Below are 19,213 nucleotides of genomic sequence, written 5' to 3' on the forward strand. Positions count from 1 at the left end.
TGATCTTTGTTTTGCTGATCTTTGTTTTGTTGATCTTTGTTTTGTTGATCTTTGTTTTGTTGATCTTTGTTTTGCTGATCTTTGTTTTGTTGATCTTTGTTTTGCTGATCTTTGTTTTGTTGATCTTTGTTTTGGTTTTTATCTTTATCTTTTTTCAAAAGATCTTCAACTAACTTACGATTATAAATGGCATCCTGATTTGCTGAATTGATTGCCAATGCCTTGTCATAGGCTTTAATTGCTTCTTCATATTGTCCCATATGAGCCAGTGCGTTGCCTTGGTTATAATAGCCTTGTTCATTTTTTAAATCCCGATATAACTCGGCAGCTTTTTGATAATCGCCTGCACGATAGGCTGCGGCTGCAGCCCAATCGCTACGTGTAAAGGTTTCCTTGGCTTGTTTAAATTGATTTTTTTCCATCAACGCTTGCCCTTGTTGATCCGAGGTAGACCATAAGTCTTGCCAACTAAAGGCATGGGTAGCTAAAGACAAAAATGAGGTGAATAAAAGAATAATAAAACGTATCATACAGCGATCCTCTGTATCCAACCACGTCGAAACACAGGCAAAAGTAACAGCAGCGCAGGTATTAAAAACCAACGTCCTTCATCACGCCAAAGGGGAATATCTTCATTTTTACTTAGGGCATATTCATTGTTATCACTGGATTTAAGCCACTGATCCAAGTCACTAGAATCAGAAGAGTATTTTACCAATTGTCCATTACCTGCATCAGCAAAACGCGAAAAAAGAGGATTCAAATTCTTATCTGCTTTGACTGGCATAATAGATGAGTAAATACCTGAGTCAGCTAATTTTTTCGCTAGGGCGATTGATGCACTGGAAGGGGCATCAGCCGTTAATACTAAAATTTGACCCTGGTTATAACCCGCTTGTTTGATTAAATTACTGGCTTCATTCAAGGCGCTATCAAGGTTTTGTCCAGCTACTGGCATGATATCTGGAGTTAATGACGAAAGTAAGGAGGAAATAGTATGCCCATCATCAGTCAGCGGAGAGACAACAAAGGGCTCACTAGTAAAGACAACAAGGCCAAATTGACCAACATCTTTGTGGGCAAATAAATCATGCAATTTAAATTTGGCACGACTTAGACGATTGGGTGTTAAGTCATTAGCCATCATATTGTCAGACATATCCAAAACTAGAACTCTAGGTTGTATTGGTTTATAGGTTGCTACAGGCAGCTTATACCAGACCGGACCGGCAATACTAAAAATCATAAACAGAATACTTAAAAACAAACAAAGCAGGGAGCCCACACGTTGTCCTTGCCCTTTTTTTTGTAGTAGATGATGAAGCAAATGTTGATCGCACACTTCCGACCAAGCATGTAATTTAGGTTTTTGCCGCCATAAAACCAAAACTAATCCTATCAAAGGTAAAATCATTAACAGCCACCAGGGCCTTAAAAAATGAAAAGTTGCAATCATGGCTTTAAGGCCTCCCGATCTGTCATCGTAGCTCGTATGTTTAATCTCAAATCTGCTTTTCTCAACAGCCAAGAGAAACACAGCAATAATGCAAAGCCGACAAACCAAGGGTAATATTCCTTTTGGGGACGCACTGTAGCCTGTTCTTGATTTATAGTTTCCAACTGATTAATTGTTTTATAAATTGAATTTAATGTTTCAGTATCTGTAGCGCGGAAATAGCGCCCCTCAGTCATGTCAGACATTTTTCTTAGGGTTTCTTCATCCAAATCTGCTGAAGCATTTTGCATTATAAAATCACCGACTAAGGCTCTTGAATCGGCTTCGGATCCTAAACCTATTGTATAGATTTTGATTCCTTCTTCTTTGGCCAATTCAGCCGCTTTTAACGGAGCAAGTACACCAGAGTTATTTGCTCCATCGGTCAATAAAATAAGAATTCTTCCTTTTTTGGGTACATGATTTAACCGTTTTACAGCAAGGCCAACGGCATCACCAATCGAGGTTGTTTTACCAGCAAGCCCTGCAGTAGCATCTTCAAGTCGTAAGAGAATGCTATGTCGATCATAGGTAAGAGGGGTCTGTAAATAAGCACGAGTACCAAAGAGAATTAACCCAATTTTGTCCCCAGTTCGTTCTTGTACAAATTGTTCAGCAGCATTTTTTACAACACTTAAACGGCTTACGGGGCGTCCATGTAAGAGCATATCGGGAATTTCCATACTGCCAGATAAATCTAAAGCCATCATAATGTTAAAACCCTCACGAGAGATGGGTTTGGGAGCGCCAATCCAGCGAGGGCCTGCTAAAGCAACGACCAATAATAACCATATTATGGCTGGGATGAGCAATGAATATTGGGCAGAAACAGAACGCTTTTCTTGATCTGCGATGTGAATCATGGCAGCAAAGAAAGGTACTTTCAACGCAGCAGGCGATTGTACTTTGGCTCTTGGCATCAAAAACCAGAAGATTAAAGGTAAAGGAATGAGTATTAAAACCCAAGGGTTAACTAATTCGAACATGGCACCCCTCTTTGTTTAATCCAAAGTTGCGCCGCATGGAATAATGGTTTGAGATCCATGATTTCTCTTGTTTTAAAAGGGGCATCGAGTAGTAAGTCCTTTACCAAATTGAAATCAATATTTTTACTGGTTTCATTTAAAAATTTAAGCCATTCTTCCCCATGTAAACTCGCAACTTGTTCTCTTGGATAATAGACAAGGGCGACTCGGCGTAATAATTCTGAGATATGTGCACTGGTCAGGGCGCCATTTTGTTCTTTCTCATATTGGCTTTGATAGTTATCTAATAAAAGCAGGGCTTGCTTTTTAGCGAGAGCATTTCGATGTTTTTTATAAATACCATAAGCGAATGTCATTGCTAAAAATAAGATAAGGCCAATCAAAATATACCACCCAGGAGCAACCGGCCACCAACCAATTGGGGTGGGTAGATGAATGTCTTTTAACTGCGTCAGAGGATCAGTATTAGCCACGAGACCTCCTGGGAAACGTCTGGCGCACTAAAGGAGCCAAATCGACATCGGCTGTAACCTGAACATACTGAATGTATAAGCGTCGCAATTGAGCTTGCAAGAGCTCTATACGTTGCTGACAATACTGTTCATATGCTGTGCTCACGGATCGTAAGCTGGTATCAAGTATTATCTCTTGCTGTCCATTAGTTATGGCATATTGTTGTGGTTTAGGCGGAGAAAGCTCCACGCGGTCACAAATATGATAAGCCAGGATGTCATTATGATAGCGTAATCGATTTAAATGTTTTTCACACTCACTATCCATAGAATAGAAATCACTGATCAAAACCAGGATACTTCCTGGCCTAACTACGCGATGTAAGCGTACCAATGCATCACTAAGTCGCCTTGGTTGCGCTTCGCGTTGTTCATCAGTTTGATCGGTATAGCGACTTAAAGACGCTAATAAGGGAAGTACGCCCATGTCACGACTGCGTGGAGTAAATTCACTGTGATCCGTAGCCGAGAAGAATACTCCTCCTACTCTATCGCCTTCTTTTATTACAGTCCAGGCAAGAAGCGCTGCGAGTCGGGCAGCAATGACTGATTTAAATGCAATGCGCGTACCGAAAATCATCGAGGGGTTGAAATCCGTGAGAATTACCACCGGTCTTTCTCGTTCTTCCTGATAAATTTTGACGTGTGGCTTGCCGGTACGCGCAGTAACGCGCCACTCCATATGGCGTATTTCATCGCCTGCCTGATAATTTCTTACTTCGGCAAAATCCATTCCTCGACCACGTAATTGGGATAAATGATTTCCTGATCGTATTGCTTTACCTTCGGGCCGATAATGAATGGATTGCACATAACGTCTTAAGTCAATCAATTCATTTAATTCTGCAATAACGCCATTAGCCATAAAAACCTCGTGCACCTCATATGTCTCTGAAGATTGGGGCTAAATTCATCAGATTCAAGGCTATTATTTGTTGGGTCCAAGGCCCAACCTGCCTGTTTTCTACGGAACAGCAACTAAACGCAATAAGGAGTCAATAAAATCGTCGCTATTGATTCCTTCTGCTTCAGCTTCAAAGCTTAATAAAATTCGATGCCGTAATACATCATGGGCAATCACATGAATGTCATCCGGAGTAACATAGTCTCTCCCACAAAGCCATGCATGAGCTTTGGAGCAACGATCTAAAGCAATCGTAGCACGGGGACTTGCACCAAAACGCAACCAACGACCCAATTCTTCACTGTATACGCCAGGATTCCGAGTTGCTACTACTAATTGCACTAGATAATTTTCCAATGCATCGCTCGTATGAACATTCAGCACTTGTTTACGCGCTTCAAATAATGTTTTTTGTGAAAGTTTTTCCGTGCTAGCAGGTTTAGTAGCCATAGCCGCGCCTAAAGCTTCTTTGCGCGACAGGGCTAAAATATCATGCTCTATTTTGGCATCAGGATAACTAATTTTTACATACATCAAAAATCGATCCAATTGTGCTTCCGGTAAAGGATACGTTCCTTCCTGCTCAATTGGGTTTTGTGTTGCCATGACTAGAAATAATTCAGGTAGAGGATAGGTTTTACCTCCTATGGTAACTTGTCTTTCAGCCATTGCCTCAAGAAGTGCAGATTGTACTTTTGCTGGGGCACGGTTAATTTCATCTGCCAAAAGCAAGTGATGGAATATAGGGCCTGGTTGAAACACAAAGGAACCATTTTGTGGATGGTATACATCGGTACCGGTTAAATCACCAGGCAATAAATCAGGTGTAAACTGGATGCGATGAAAATTACCTTCAACACCATCTGACAGTTCTTTAACTGCTCGTGTTTTTGCTAATCCAGGTGCTCCTTCAACTAATAAATGGCCATCTGCAAGTAAGGCAATGAGTAAACGTGAAATTAATCCATCCTGACCCAAAATTTGCGAATTTAAGCGATGACTTAATTGTAATATTTGGCGTTGCACAGCATTTCCAGTCTTACTGTCTTCTACTTGCTCCATAATTTCTACCTTAATCTAAATAACATCAAACAGAGTTAAATAAAAAAACTTATCCTAGCGTGAATTGTATTCGCTGCCAAGTGCTCAAGTGTATTTTTGTGCAATAATTAATCATTTTCAGAGGTGAAGTAACCCAAGAATTCGAGCATGGGCGAAGTCGTAACACGGGTTCCATTGTGTTTCACCCAGACTACACTTATTGTTGATAATCCGGATGGAGCTCCAGGGGCATCATCGTTTGTAGCTTTTGATAAAGCGATAGAATCTCTTCACAAAATACCTGGAATTGCTGTTGGTTTTCCCATAAATCATAATCAGCTCCTTTAAGGAAAACCTGTTGCTTTGCCAGCGTCTTTAATAAAACGAGCTCCTGACGTGAAAATCCCAAGTGACTATTTAATTCAACCAGCTCCATGAGTTTTTTGTGTTCTTTGATTGGGCGGTGTTCATGCAAACAATAAGCTTTTAAGGTCAATAGAAAAGCTTGATACATCAATGAAGTAACAGGAGTCAATACTGCAAGTGGATCAGTTTGCCTGAATGTCCAGTCGGTGATTTGCTGCAATAGATAATCGGCAGCATAGGCATGTTGTGTCGCAATATTAAGCATTTCCAATGGGGATAAATAACGTTTGTCCATAAAGGATTTTTCCTATTTGATTCAGTGTCTTTTAGCGTGCACAGTCGAGCTCAACTGCTTTTTCTGGTTTAAAGTATGTTAAAATTGGCCCTCATTATATCTATGAATTAAATTGATGCACGCTTTTATTAACAGTTCTTTGCAAATAGGCTCTTTGACATTGTCCAATCGGTTAATCCAAGGCCCTTTAGCGGGTTATAGCTGTGCACCATTCAGAACATTATTTAATCATTATCGGGCACCAGCGTATTGTGTAACGGAGATGAGTTCCGCAACGGATATTCTTTATAAGCATACCGCAAATTCACGTTATATTTATCGGGCACCACAGGAGCAGATTCTTGCGTATCAGATTGCAGGTACAGAACCAGCTATTTTGGCGCAAGCAGCGCACCGATTACAGCAAAATGGCGCGGATATTATCGACATTAATTGTGGCTGTCCAAAACCTAAAATTCGTAAAAAAGGTGCAGGAAGTGCTTTGCTAGAAGAGCCAGATCACCTAGTGCGAATTGTTAAAGAAGTGCGCGCAGCGATTTTTATTCCCTTAACTATAAAAGTTCGCATTCAAGGTGATGCAAAGGATGTTCTGCTGGCGAAAAAAATTGAAGAAGCAGGAGCTGATGCGCTGATTGTACACGGTCGGCGTTGGATTGATGATTATGATGTTGCTTCTGACTTGCAACAAATCGCAAAAATAAAACAAAGCATTTCTATTCCGGTGATTGCTAATGGAGATATTAACAATATCCACAGCTTGCATAGGGCAATAGAGTTAAGTGATTGCGATGCTTATATGATCTCGCGTGCTGGTAGTGGTAAACCCTGGCTCTATCAAGAGTTATTGGAACAGCAAAGTATTACGATAACCCTGGCAGAAAAAATCAATCTGTTTATGACGCATTTACAAGGGTTGGCTGCACTGGAAGATGAGTATAAGGCGGTTTTACAAAGTAAGTCCTTGGTTCGTTATTATTTTGGCAAATTACTTGATGAGTCGTCATTAAATCGTTTTTACCTATTGGATTCTTTGGAGGCGATTCAATCTTTTCTGCGATCTTTGGTTCAAGGCCATTCTCATCCAGAATTCGCGTGATTAAATAAAAAATTAAATTAAATCACTATAATCTCGATTATAAATCCTGTAGGTATGAATAAATTAGCCAAGCAAGCTTCTGCCCCCGTCCACTTTGAGTATTTGTCCGGTAATGTAGGGGTTTTCGGCTAAGGCTAAAATCGCCTGGGCAATATATTCTGGATCCCCATGTTTTTTTAGCGGTGTTTTCTCGATAATTTGTTCTTGAATTTCTGGAGTCAACGTATTGGAATGTTCAGGCCAAATAATGGCGCCTGGAGCGACCGCATTGACCCTGATTTCAGGAGCAAATTCGCGTGCCAGGCTTTGGGTCTGCATTTCCAAAGCGGCTTTACTTTGGCAATAAACAGAGTATCCTTTCAATGGTTTTTCTGCATGGATGTCGCTTATATTTATAATGACCCCGGATTGCTTTGCCAATAAAGGGCGTGCTGCGAGACTCAGTAAGAACGGTGCTTTAACATGAATGTCAAAAAGAGCACGCCAATCTGTTTCAGCAAATGTAGTGAATTCAGTGCGGATGAATACAGAAGCATTATTGACTAATAAATCCAAACGCCCGACCCAATCCTGAATTGTAATCATCATTTCATCTGCTGCGCCTGGTTCAGATAATTCTCTCTGTAAAACAAAGGCACTATTAGGCCGTTGTTCATTTAAGCCTACGGCAAGGGCATGAGCCTCTGGCAATGATTGATGGCAATGAATCACTACTTTATATCCTGCTACATGTAGTTTTTTGACAACCGCGGCGCCGATGCGGCGCGCCCCACCGGTGACTAAAGCAACTTTCGCTTCTTGTTTGTTTGTCGGATTCAATGTATGGTTCCTATTCTCGATTATTCTGGGTGAAACGAAGTCCGTGCTTTGGGGCTTACATCCCGCGGACAAGCCGCGGGACCTAGAACCAAGATATGTTGCTTCGGTTTTTTACCCGACTAAAGTTTTTAAAGTATGACTATGAGTATAATACAAACCTTACACGCGCTACTGGCCGAACGCCAGGCTATTCCCTTCGTAGAATTCATGCAACTTGCATTGTACGCTCCTGGAGAAGGATATTATAGTTCCGGGTTGCAAAAATTAGGGAAGCATGGTGATTTTATTACCGCTCCTGAATTGACTCCTTTATTTGGTAAAGCGCTAGCGAATCAATGCCAGCAAGTATTAATGGAACTTGAGTCGCCGATGTTATTCGAGTTTGGTGCAGGTTCGGGCGCTCTTTGTGTTGCTATATTAGAACATTTGGCGGAACATAACGCGTTGCCAGAAACCTATTGCATTTTGGAGGTCAGCGCTAACTTACAACATCGTCAACGCGAGCTCATAGCACAAAAAATTCCTCATCTGGCTCATTTAGTTACCTGGCTCAATAGCTGGCCCGAAGTTCCTTTTAATGGAGTGGTTTTGGCAAACGAAGTCCTGGATGCTATGCCGGTACATCGATTCATGAAAACCGAGCAGGGCATTATGGAAAGTTATGTCGCTTTGAACGAACAGCAACAATTAACAGAACTATTTAAACCCTGTCAAAATCAACGTTTGCTGGATTACATTGATAATCGATTATCGCTACAAAATACCCCTTATCTTTCTGAAGTGAATCTTTTTATCGATGACTGGATCTTAAATAATTATCAGATGTTAAAACAAGGCGTGGTGTTTTTGATTGATTATGGATTTCCTCGTCATGAGTACTATCATCCTGATCGTAATCAGGGCACTTTAATGTGTCATTATCAACACCAAAGTCATCCGGATCCGTTTTTGCATCCAGGAGAGCAAGACATTACCGCACATGTGGATTTTACGCATGTAGCAGAAGCTGGGCAACAAGCCGGTTTTCACATTGCAGGTTTTACAAATCAAGCCTCTTTTTTGCTGGCCAACGGTTTGCTAAGCTTAATCAATACACTGGATAATGAATTGGAACAAGTACGGGCAAAACAAGCGATAAAGCAACTCACCCTTCCTAGTGAAATGGGGGAGTTATTTAAAGTAATCGCCTTAAGTAAAAATGTGGAAATTTCCTTAAATGGATTTCTATTAAATGATAAACGAGTGAGTTTATGAACATAAAAAGATACCTGACAACCGTGGAATTACAAAAAGAATCCATGAAATTTTCTGCTGGTCATACTACTATTTTTTCTGCAACGGAAAGAGAACCATTACACGGCCATATGTATGGAGTTTATTTGGCACTCACAACTTGGGTTGAAGAAAATGGGATGACCTTTGACTATCGCTATTATAAGGAGCGCGTCCATAAGTTATGTCGTTATTTGAATCAAACTTTTCTGATGCCGCAATTTTCTCCCTTTTTGGAATATGCAGAGGATGAGGAATACTATTACTTTACCTTTAATCATAAAAAGATTCCCTTTCTTAAAGAGGATGTGACTTTATTACCAGTGACAAATATTACGGTAGAGGAATTATCGCGTTGGTTTGTGCAAGAGCTGATTAAAGATAAAGCCGAATTGGATCGGCACCGTATAGAGCATGTGGTGGTCAAAGTTTTTTCAGCTCCAGGACAATCAGCCAATCATCAATGGCACAGAGCGCATGAATAAAAGCGAGCAAGACCCTTCTATAGACCATCCTCACTCATCAATGCCTACTGAAGTCTCCCTGGATATGATGGAGCACCATGATGATGGGGAGCCTACGACACAACACATTGAGCAAAATGGGAATACTGTGTATCAAGTTTGTATTCCCCATACCCATAGAGATTATTTTGATTATGTTGGTGAAAGACTTACTCCTCGCATTGGCACGCGCGTCTGGGTTCCATTTCGCAAACAAATACGTTTAGGTTTAGTAGTCGGCAAAAATAAATCCTCATACGATGTTGCCTCATTAAAAAGCATCAGCACAATTATTGATGACCAGCCATTAATTGATAAAGCAATGTTGACGTTATGCTCCTGGATTGCCAATTATTATCAGTCCCCTTTGTCTGAAGTATTGCCACTCGCCATACCTAAAAAATATCGATTAGGACTGCCTTGCCAATTACCTATGAGCGATTTTTATCAACTGGCATTACCTCTGGAAGAGGCCAAAAAGCTTATTCCGGCTCGAGCTCGCAAACAACAGGAGCTGATTGAATTTCTGAGTACCCAAAAAGAACCCGTTGCCAAATATTGTTTGACAGAAAAAGGATTTAATTCCACCCAACTCTGTAGCTTGCTTGCGGCTCAGGTTCTTTCTTTATCTCAGCAAATTATACTGCCAGAACAAGCTAATGCTTCCCCATCTTCTCCATTAATACTTAATGCTGAACAAGCTGAAGCTGTTGCTGCAATTAAGGAAGCACTCCATCAATATCAGTGTTTTTTATTACAAGGAGTTACAGGAAGCGGCAAAACAGAAGTTTATTTACATGTTATCGCTCAGGTACTTGAGCAACAAAAGCAAGTGTTAGTCCTGGTACCCGAGATTGGGTTAACTCCACAATTGGTGACGCGATTTACCTCACGCTTTAAACAGTCTGTTGCAGTGATTCACTCCAGCCTGAACGAATCAGAAAGACAAATTGCTTGGCAATTAGCAAAAGAAGGCAAGGTTAAAATAGTGATAGGAACTCGAGCGGCAATTTTTACACCTATGCCTGATTTAGGGTTAATTGTAATTGATGAAGAGCATGATGCATCATTAAAACAAATGGAGGGGGTGCGCTACTCAGCGCGTGATACGGCGTTAATGCGGGCACATTTAATGAACATACCCATCATTTTGGGCTCCGCGACTCCCAGTTTGGAGAGTATGTATAATGTGGCGCAAAAAAAATACACTTTGTTGCGCTTGACTCATAAGGCACTGTCGACAACTCCATTACATTATCAACTGATCGATCTGCGCTCACAAACACTTCAACATGGTTTGGCAACTCCAACCTTACATATTATCAAAGAGCATTTACTCAAACAAAATCAGGTTTTGGTATTTATTAATCGCCGAGGTTTCTCTCCTGTTCTTTTATGTCATCAATGTGGTTGGATGGTTGATTGTCGTGCTTGTGACAGTCATCTGACTCTGCATAAACAGTTAGGACAGATGATTTGTCATCATTGTGGATTGACCCAAAAAACTCCGGAACGATGTCATAATTGCCACAGTAAGGAATTAATTCCGGTTGGAGCCGGTACGCAACGTATACATGAGTTTTTAAGCACATATTTTCCAAATACGGAGGTTGTGCGAATTGATCGTGATGCAGTTCGCAAAAAAAATTCTCTTGATGAGCATTTGGACAAAATTCATACTGGTGAGGCACAGTTAATTGTTGGCACGCAAATGTTAGCTAAAGGTCACCATTTTCCGCGCCTTTCTCTGGTTGTGGTGCTCGATGCTGATGCGGGACTTTATAATCAAGATTTTCGGGCCCTGGAGCATTTGGGGCAATTGTTAATGCAAGTTTCGGGACGGGCCGGTCGAGAGGAACTCGCTGGCCAAGTTTTGATTCAAACCCACTTACCCAATCATCCCCTACTTAATTTATTGATTCAACAAGGATATGATCCATTTGCAGATGCATTATTAGCTACACGCCAAAAAGCACAACTGCCTCCTTTTCACTATTTGGCTGTAATTAGGGCGCAAGGAAAAGTAGCGGGCAGCGTATTAAAATTTTTGCATGCAGCTAAAGAGCATATCCTGACCCCATCCATTACTGTAATGGGACCAGCGCCTGCCCCTATGCCTCGAAAGGCCAATCAATACCGCATGCAGTTATTACTTAAATCTTCTTCCAGGAAAATACTGAAAAACTCTTTAACGCAATTGCGTGAATGGTTAACAGGTAATAAATTAGGTAATGGTGTGCGTTGGAATGTGGATGTCGACCCTATGGATTTATCATGATGGAGATAAAATGACTGATTTGAATATTGAAATACATAAAAAAGTTTTTTCCGTTGCTTGGGGCGATATGGATGCACTAGGCCATGTAAATAACGCCCGCTATTTTGATTATTTTCAAGAAGCACGCATTGAATGGTTAAGACAGTTGAATATTAGTATGACTGAAAAAACTGGTCCCGTAGTAATTCACGTTGCGTGTACCTTTTTAAAACCAGTGATTTATCCTGCAATAGTAACTTTGCGCTCGCGAATACATAGCCTTGGGAATTCAAGCATGATGATGGATCATGATCTGTATCAGGATGATGTCATCATGGCGCAAGGCAGCTGCAAAATTGTATGGGTGGATTATACGCAAAACAAATCTGTGCCTTTACCTGATGAGATCCGTAGACTTTTTTGAAAGCAAGTAAGCGGAGGAAAGGGAGCCTGGCAATAAAAGTAGGGATTTTTGTCATTCCCGCGAAGGCGGGAATCTATTCTTATAGTAGCACCATGCTTTTCTGGAGATGGGTTCCCGCCTTCGCGGGAACGACAGTTTTTTTTAAGGGAAGTGGGAACGGAGCGCGAAGTCTGGGTTTAACTGAACCTGAGATTTCCTGGGTTCCGCTTCGCTGATTCAGCTTACAATACATTTAAACCGCAATAGGCGCTTTGATTGCAGGATGGGATTGATAATTTACGAACTCGAAATCATCATAAACATATTCAAATAACGATTGCGGCTTGCGTTTGATATTCAGGGTGGGCAATGGTAATGGCTCCCTGGCTAATTGAGTGCGCGCCTGTTCCAAATGATTGAGATACAAATGGCAATCGCCACCGGTCCATATAAAATCACCTACATTAAGATTGCATTGCTGAGCAACCATGTGAGTGAGCAATGAATAAGATGCAATATTAAAAGGTACACCCAAAAATACATCAGCAGAGCGTTGATATAACTGACAAGAAAGGGTTTTATTTGCTACATAAAATTGGAATAGGGCATGACAGGGCATTAAAGCCATTTGATCCAGTTCCCCAACGTTCCACGCACTGACCAACAAGCGGCGTGAATCAGGATTGGTTTTTATTTGTTGTATGACGTCACTGAGTTGATCAATGGTGCGGCCATCGGGTATTGGCCAATTTCGCCACTGCTTGCCATAAATAGGCCCCAACTCCCCATTGCTATCAGCCCATTCGTCCCAAATAGTAACCCCGTTTTCATTTAAATAGGAGATGTTAGTATCTCCTTTTAAAAACCAGAGTAATTCATGCACAATACTTCGCATATGTAATTTTTTGGTAGTGACTAAAGGAAACCCTTGGCGTAAATCAAATCGCATTTGATAACCAAAAACCGATAAAGTTCCTGTGCCGGTGCGATCTGCTTTTTGGTTGCCGTGCTGTAAAATATGTTCTAACAAGTTTAAATAAGTTTTCATCGTTTAACCCACCATAACCAAAATCCCAGTAATAACATGGGAATAGATAAGATTTGTCCCATAGTCAACCATCCAAAGGCAATATAGCCGAGTTGTGGATCAGGTTGTCGGAAAAACTCAGCAATGATACGACAAATCGCGTACCCTATTAAAAAAACAGCGGATACTCGGCCCGTAGGGCGGGGTATACGCGCATAAATCCAAACGAGAAGGAACAAGCCAATGCCTTCCAGGCCAAATTCATATAACTCCGAAGGATGGCGGGGTTGATTATCAACATGGCTATATACCATACCCCAAGGCATGTCAGTAACCCGTCCCCATAATTCACCGTTAATAAAGTTACCAATTCGCCCAGCGCCTAAACCTATGGGAACCAGTGGGGCAATAAAATCCCCTACATCCAGGAATGATTTGCCACTTTTTCGAGAAAAGTACCAGAGTGCAACCGCAACACCCAGCAGGCCACCATGAAAAGACATTCCTCCTTGCCAGATTTTAAATAATGCCAATGGATCATGTACCAATTCCGTGAAATTATAAAAAAGCATATAGCCGATGCGTCCGCCAATAATGACACCAAGGGCTGCGTAAAAGATCAAATCACTGATTTGTTCCGAGGTCCAATCCAGTTGATAGTGCTTTGCACGCCAGTGAGCAAGTAACCAGCCACTAACAAAGCCAATCAAATACATTAATCCGTACCAATGCACTTGTAACGGACCTATTGAGAATGCTACAGGATTTATATAAGGAAAAGTGAACATATCTTTTTAAGTTCCTTTTTTATTTACATGCACATAAAAATGAAGAGAGTGCACCCAAGCTATATTGTTCAATCAGGTTTCTATTCATAAAGACTTTCCGGCTCTGATGAGACCACCCAATCCTTCATCTTCCAGGGCTTTTTGTAAATGAAAGCGTATTTGTGCAGGATGTTCAAATTCCAGTACTTCAGCAAGAATCTTACGGGCATTTGCAATGGCGAAATTACGAATAACCCATTTTACTCGCGGTAAGCTCGAAGAGTTCATACTTAAAGTATCAAAGCCCATAGCAATTAGCAAAATAACTGCTAAAGGATCGCTGGCCATTTCGCCACAAATACTGACCTCTACTCCTGCTGCATGACCGCCTTCAACAACCTTTAGCAAAACACGCAGCATGGCTGGATGCATCGAGTCATAAAGGCCTGCAACTCGGGCATTGTTTCTATCTACAGCCAGAAAATATTGCGTCAAGTCATTACTGCCCACGGAGATAAAATCAACTCTCTTGGCAATTTCGCGCGCTAAATAGGCGGCAGCAGGGACTTCGATCATGACGCCTAATTTGGGCTTTTCAATGACACACCCTTCTTCTAATAATTCAGTAAATGCTTGATCAATAAGATAAGAAGCTTCCTCAACTTCACTTAAATTAGTGACCATAGGTAGCATGATACGCAAATTATTTAACTCTTCACTCGCACGCATCATCGCACGAATTTGCATCAAGAAGACATCAGGATGATCCAGAGTGACGCGAATCCCTCGCCATCCTAAGTAGGGGTTATCTTCTGCCACAGGAAAGTAGGGCAATACTTTATCACCGCCAATATCCAGCGTCCGCATGGTCACCGGACGGGGGGCAAAAGCTTTCAGGGTTTGTCGATAAATAATAGTTTGCTCATCTTCTGAAGGGAAATGATCGCGGCTCATAAACGGAACTTCTGAACGATATAGACCAACTCCTTCTGCGCCGACACTCATGGATAAACCGGCGTCCATGGCTAAACCCGTGTTTACTTGCAACGATACTTTATAGTTATCAATCGTTTCTGCAGGTTTATCTCGTAAACTTACCAGGCTCTGAGTTAATGCCTGCTCTTCTTGCTCGAGGAGTTTGAATTCTGCGAGCACTGATTTCGATGGTGAAATATAAACTTGTCCATAATATCCATCAACAACAATGGCACGGCGAGAGATCAAATCTAATTTTAAACCACGAACACCCATCACTGTGGGTATGCCAAGCGCGCGGGCTAAAATAGCGACATGAGAGTTATTAGAGCCCTTGGCCGATACCACTCCCGCCAGATATCCTTCAGGGACTTCTGCTAATGCTGCGGCGGTTACTTCCTCTCCGACCAGGACCGTTCTTTTGGGGTAAACAATTTCTTCTTGTTGTGACCATTGTAATGCGGCTAAAACGCGCCGTCCCAAATCACGAAAATCACTAGCCCGTTCACGAAGGTATGAATCTTCCATGCTTTCAAATTGGGCGATGTGCTTTTTAATCACAGTCGCCAAGGCTGCCTGAGCCCCAATTTTCTCGCTACGAATCACATGTTCTACTTCAATGCCCAAGCTGTCTTTATCAAGAATACGCAAGTAGACATCGAATAGAGCATGCTCATCTTCTGCAACAACGGATTTCATGCGTTTGCTTAAGCGATGCATGTCCTCTCTAGTGGATTCCAGTGCTTCATAAAACGCATTAATTTCCTCATCCAAAGTCTCGACAGGATTTTGTGGAACTGCATCGATATCTGCTTGTGGGTATACAACCACTGCAGTACCTATCCCGATACCTGGAACAGAACCAATTCCTGCCAGTGCTGCAGGGCTTAAGTCGACTTTTTTAGTAACCCCCATAGGCTTGGGTTGAGTTAACTCAGCCAATTCGCCTGTTGCTTCGGCATGAGCGATAATTCCACCAAGTTGGGCTGCCAGGGTAATTAAAAAAGATTCTTCCGTATCATCGAAGTAACGTTGTTCTGTTTGTTGAACAATGAGCACACCATAGAGCTTTCTATGTTGAATAATCGGCACGCCTAAAAATGCCTTAAGGTGTTCTTCTCCCAATAAGGTATTATGATAGAAATCAGGATGAGAGGGTGCATCTTCGAGATTAATCGGTTCTTCGCGTCGTCCGACAAGACCTACCAGGCCACTATCAAATGCAATGCGAACTCGGAATTGAGCTTGCTTGTTTAAACCTTCGGTTGCAATAAGAACGTATTCGGCATGTTTGGTATCGATGAGGTAAACGGAAGCGGCCTCTACATTAATGGCTTTATTAATTTGTTGCACCAAAATGCCAAGGGCCTCTGAGAGCTGCTTGGCAGCAGTGACTTCTTGAACTATCCGCTTAAGTACTTTGAGCATCTATGCCTATGATTACCTCTTTTTGTAAATGGTCATCGGAATTGTAAGATCATTATATCTCGCGTGACCTATGGCCTTTCTTTCGTTTCATGCCGTAAGGTGTACGGCGATTCTTTTTTAATAAAGGTTCAAGCTCTTTTAACGCTTGCATGTAAACTTGGCGTTTAAAAAAGATAACCTGTCCTTCTGGCTCGTGAAAATCAACCCAACGCCAGCTGTCAAATTCTGGTGAGTCACTGAGATCCAGTTTGACTTTTTGCTCACTGGCAATGAGCTTTAACAAGTACCATTTCTGTTTTTGCCCTATTACTAAAGGCTCGCTGCCATGACGTAGATATTGTTTTGGAAGTCTGTACTTAAGCCAACGCTTGGTCGAGCCAATGACTTCAACATCTTCCTTATCCAAACCTACTTCCTCATGCAATTCCCGGAACATTGCTTCTAATGATGTTTCGCCTGCGGCCAAGCCGCCTTGCGGAAATTGCCAAGCATCATGACCAGTTCTTCTACCCCAAAAAACCCTATTCTGTGCGTTGACAAGGATAATACCTACATTCAACCGATAACCGGCACGATCAATCACCATGATGTCACTGTTTAGATTAAACCGCTAATAGCTCGATTTTTCCATAAACTGCAAGACCTTGGCAATTAAATCTGTAATTATTATTGAAAAAAGGTAACTACTCAATAAAAACTATCATGTTCTATTTCTGAATATTGGCGCTATTGCCATTAAGCTGATCGATTTAAGCTGTAATCTTGGTCATCTCCGCGAAGGCAAAGATCCATTTTTAGATTGGCTTAGTGCTCTAAGTCGAAATAGAATCCTACCTGCGCGCTTAGGAATGACAAAAATTCTCAACTGACGGAATGTCAAGATCCTTAACTTAAGAAAGCACAGCGAAGCAACCAGAGAAATTTGAGATCAGATTAACCCGGATACCTGGCACCATATCGCATTTAATAAAAATTATACACTATTTGCAATTTTTTAGTTATATAATTGGAACAAGTATTTCAATTTACAATCATATGAAAAAGAGAATCTTAATTATTAATACGGGCGGCACGATTAGCAGCATTAAAACAAAAAATGGATATGAGCCTGCTCCGGGATATGTGGAAGCTGCATTGCAACAAATTCCTTTGTTGATGCATCAAGACATGCCTGAGTATTCGATAAAGGAATATCATCCTTTGCTTGATTCATCCAATATGACGGTGCATGACTGGAATCGAATTGCCCGAGATATTGCCGATGATTATGCGCATTTTGATGGTTTTGTCGTATTCCACGGTACGGATACCATGGCTTATACTGCATCAGCTTTATCTTTTATGTTGGAGAATTTAAGTAAACCAGTGATTATCACAGGATCCCAAATTCCTTTATCAGAAGTTCGTAATGACGCAATAGATAATGTGGTTACTTCATTATGGCTTTGTGCCAATCAACCCATACATGAAGTATGCATTTACTTTAATCAGCATTTATTACGTGGGAATCGAACCCAAAAAATTAGTTCACAGGGATTTAAAGCGTTTGATTCACCGAATTATCCTCATCTAGCGGCTATAGGAATAGATATCAAGGTACATAAAAACCTTTTGCTCAAAAAACCGCAGCAGTCATTTCATTTACAAACGATTGAACCCCAATTTATAGCTAACTTCAGATTATTCCCGGGATTTGCCACCGATGTTTTGGCTTATATTTTAAATCAGCCCCTATGCGGTTTGATTTTGGAAACCTATGGTGCGGGTAACGCTCAAAATAACGATCCTCGTTTTTTAAAATTGCTCCAAGATGCTTGTGCGCGAGGAGTGATCATTATTAATTGTACTCAATGCCAACAAGGTGGAGTAGAAATGAGTCAATATGCTACAGGACATTCCTTAAAAAATGCGGGGTTAGTTAGTGGTCATGATATGACTCCTGAGGCAGCACATTGCAAATTATTGTATTTGCTGAGTAAACGATTAGAAATTGTAGAAATAAAGAAGTTGATGGAAACAGATCTATGTGGTGAATTGACTTCATAGGCAAGCGTTCATGTTTTTTCTTCGTCTATGATAGGCATTTAAATTTAGAGGCAGACTTTATAATATAATTGTCAGCAACTTAAGGGCTATGCCTGTAAAACCCAGGTATGGTTTCCCGGGTTATACTCATGGCAATTGGTATCATCTAGTGCAGCACAAATATTAATTTAGCTCTTTTTGTTTTGAAACTGAATTTTCAGGTGATGCTTCAAATTTCTCGAGAGTTATCTCATTAATTTTTCTAATGGCCAAATTCAATTGTTCGCCTAAACGCCCTTCGCTGGGAGAAAACCAATCTGTTGGTAATGTTAGTGCTACTCCATAGAATGAGAAGTAAGGCAGTGTATAAGAGCTTTTATCTTTTTTTAACGTTCTTTTATTGTCTTCTGCCAAGTCGCCTAAAACCTGAAGGGTTCGTTTTTTTTGTTCTTCGAGGTTATGAGAAGGTTTAATTAATTCAAATAAGGACTGAAGTCTGTCGCCCAATTTTTTTTCTTTTTCCGCTCGGAGTTTCACATCAATACCTGATTTGGGGCAAAATATTTCTTCACCGAAATAATAAACAGCATGATAATAAACAATATGTTCAGGATTATTCTTAAATTCTTTATCAATTAAATTAAAATCATATGGACCTGACTCTTTGAACGCTTTCAATTTGTCATGAAAGCCGCTGATATGAAAAACCAGGTCATTGAGGCACCCGATGGTTTCGCCTTTATCTTTGGGTTCTCCATGCGATTCTCTTTTTATTTGGACACTTGAACGATAATCTGTAATCAATTGAGTAATCTCTTTAACATTTTCTTCATCTGTGCCGCTGCTTAAATATTGGACTACTTTATCTGATAATTCATCTATAAGGTCTTTTTGTTCTTTGGATAGTATTTTATTATGTCCATAAGTTTTAGATTTACTATCTAAGCTTGCACTGAGAGGGCTCAATTGTTCTTTGATTAATTTTTTCAGAACCATTAGAAAAATAGTCATTGCTCTACTCCTTGAACTTTAATTTAGTTAT

Annotated in this window: 19 protein-coding genes; 6 read left to right on the forward strand and 13 right to left on the reverse strand. The window is 40.9% G+C overall.

The features are described from left to right. The 7 genes from DGG96_RS05330 to DGG96_RS05360 form a co-directional block, all read right to left on the reverse strand. The coding region (locus tag DGG96_RS05330; RefSeq protein ID WP_115504292.1) for a tetratricopeptide repeat protein at window positions 1–530 on the reverse strand (530 nt) is incomplete at its 3' end. Beyond that, window positions 527–1,456: a vWA domain-containing protein gene (locus DGG96_RS05335; protein WP_110141928.1), complete on the reverse strand. Its 930-nt coding sequence runs from the start codon at window positions 1,454–1,456 to the stop codon at window positions 527–529. The genes DGG96_RS05335 and DGG96_RS05330, both read right to left, overlap by 4 nt. Then, window positions 1,453–2,481, reverse strand: coding sequence for a vWA domain-containing protein (locus DGG96_RS05340; protein WP_110141929.1), 1,029 nt, complete (start codon window positions 2,479–2,481; stop codon window positions 1,453–1,455). Before DGG96_RS05340 ends, DGG96_RS05335 begins: the two co-directional genes overlap by 4 nt. Further along, the gene (locus tag DGG96_RS05345; RefSeq protein ID WP_110141930.1) at window positions 2,469–2,954 is read right to left on the reverse strand and encodes a DUF4381 domain-containing protein; all 486 of its coding nucleotides are present in this window, start codon (window positions 2,952–2,954) and stop codon (window positions 2,469–2,471) included. The genes DGG96_RS05340 and DGG96_RS05345 overlap by 13 nt, the downstream gene beginning before the upstream one ends. Beyond that, complete coding sequence (locus tag DGG96_RS05350) at window positions 2,947–3,858, reverse strand: DUF58 domain-containing protein (protein WP_110141931.1); 912 nt, start codon at window positions 3,856–3,858, stop codon at window positions 2,947–2,949. Before DGG96_RS05350 ends, DGG96_RS05345 begins: the two co-directional genes overlap by 8 nt. Window positions 3,859–3,957: 99 nt before the next feature. Continuing rightward, window positions 3,958–4,959, reverse strand: a complete 1,002-nt coding sequence (locus DGG96_RS05355; RefSeq protein WP_110141932.1) for an AAA family ATPase — start codon at window positions 4,957–4,959, stop codon at window positions 3,958–3,960. A 196-nt stretch (window positions 4,960–5,155) separates the two neighbouring features. Then, window positions 5,156–5,599, reverse strand: a complete 444-nt coding sequence (locus DGG96_RS05360; RefSeq protein ID WP_110141933.1) for a hypothetical protein — start codon at window positions 5,597–5,599, stop codon at window positions 5,156–5,158. Window positions 5,600–5,714: 115 nt separating this feature from the next. Here DGG96_RS05360 and DGG96_RS05365 point away from each other — a divergent pair, with 115 nt between their 5' ends. Then, window positions 5,715–6,695 carry a tRNA dihydrouridine synthase gene (locus DGG96_RS05365; RefSeq protein WP_110141934.1) on the forward strand — a complete coding sequence of 327 codons (981 nt, stop codon included), beginning with the start codon at window positions 5,715–5,717 and terminating at the stop codon, window positions 6,693–6,695. A gap of 63 nt (window positions 6,696–6,758) precedes the next feature. On the opposite strand, the gene DGG96_RS05370 is transcribed toward DGG96_RS05365, so the two are convergent. Then, a complete protein-coding gene (locus DGG96_RS05370; protein ID WP_110141935.1) occupies window positions 6,759–7,514 on the reverse strand; it encodes a pteridine reductase in 756 nt (251 codons plus the stop codon). 141 nt (window positions 7,515–7,655) lie between these two features. Here DGG96_RS05370 and DGG96_RS05375 point away from each other — a divergent pair, with 141 nt between their 5' ends. The 4 genes from DGG96_RS05375 to DGG96_RS05390 all read left to right on the forward strand — a co-directional run bounded on the left by DGG96_RS05375 (window position 7,656) and on the right by DGG96_RS05390 (window position 11,970). After that, window positions 7,656–8,768, forward strand: a complete 1,113-nt coding sequence (locus DGG96_RS05375) for a class I SAM-dependent methyltransferase (protein ID WP_110141936.1) — start codon at window positions 7,656–7,658, stop codon at window positions 8,766–8,768. Then, window positions 8,765–9,271, forward strand: coding sequence for a 6-pyruvoyl trahydropterin synthase family protein (locus DGG96_RS05380; protein WP_165831581.1), 507 nt, complete (start codon window positions 8,765–8,767; stop codon window positions 9,269–9,271). Before DGG96_RS05375 ends, DGG96_RS05380 begins: the two co-directional genes overlap by 4 nt. Before the next feature lie 67 nt (window positions 9,272–9,338). Next, window positions 9,339–11,567, forward strand: coding sequence for a primosomal protein N' (locus tag DGG96_RS05385; RefSeq protein ID WP_233590521.1), 2,229 nt, complete (start codon window positions 9,339–9,341; stop codon window positions 11,565–11,567). A gap of 10 nt (window positions 11,568–11,577) precedes the next feature. Continuing rightward, window positions 11,578–11,970, forward strand: coding sequence for an acyl-CoA thioesterase (locus DGG96_RS05390; protein ID WP_110142054.1), 393 nt, complete (start codon window positions 11,578–11,580; stop codon window positions 11,968–11,970). 232 nt (window positions 11,971–12,202) lie between these two features. Here the strand turns inward: DGG96_RS05390 and thyA are convergent, their stop codons facing one another. The 4 genes from thyA to DGG96_RS05415 form a co-directional block, all read right to left on the reverse strand. After that, the gene (gene thyA / locus DGG96_RS05400) at window positions 12,203–12,997 is read right to left on the reverse strand and encodes a thymidylate synthase (protein ID WP_110141939.1); all 795 of its coding nucleotides are present in this window, start codon (window positions 12,995–12,997) and stop codon (window positions 12,203–12,205) included. Beyond that, complete coding sequence (gene lgt, locus DGG96_RS05405; protein ID WP_110141940.1) at window positions 12,994–13,764, reverse strand: prolipoprotein diacylglyceryl transferase; 771 nt, start codon at window positions 13,762–13,764, stop codon at window positions 12,994–12,996. The genes thyA and lgt overlap by 4 nt, the downstream gene beginning before the upstream one ends. Before the next feature lie 84 nt (window positions 13,765–13,848). Then, window positions 13,849–16,146, reverse strand: coding sequence for a phosphoenolpyruvate--protein phosphotransferase (gene ptsP / locus DGG96_RS05410; RefSeq protein ID WP_110141941.1), 2,298 nt, complete (start codon window positions 16,144–16,146; stop codon window positions 13,849–13,851). A 52-nt stretch (window positions 16,147–16,198) separates the two neighbouring features. After that, window positions 16,199–16,732, reverse strand: a complete 534-nt coding sequence (locus DGG96_RS05415; RefSeq protein WP_110141942.1) for an RNA pyrophosphohydrolase — start codon at window positions 16,730–16,732, stop codon at window positions 16,199–16,201. Between the two features lie 449 nt (window positions 16,733–17,181). Here DGG96_RS05415 and ansA point away from each other — a divergent pair, with 449 nt between their 5' ends. Continuing rightward, the gene (gene ansA / locus DGG96_RS05420) at window positions 17,182–18,192 is read left to right on the forward strand and encodes an asparaginase (RefSeq protein WP_110141943.1); all 1,011 of its coding nucleotides are present in this window, start codon (window positions 17,182–17,184) and stop codon (window positions 18,190–18,192) included. A gap of 162 nt (window positions 18,193–18,354) precedes the next feature. Here the strand turns inward: ansA and DGG96_RS05425 are convergent, their stop codons facing one another. Beyond that, the gene (locus DGG96_RS05425) at window positions 18,355–19,182 is read right to left on the reverse strand and encodes a hypothetical protein (protein WP_110141944.1); all 828 of its coding nucleotides are present in this window, start codon (window positions 19,180–19,182) and stop codon (window positions 18,355–18,357) included. Window positions 19,183–19,213 lie beyond the last annotated feature (31 nt).

The organism is Legionella qingyii, assembly GCF_003184185.1.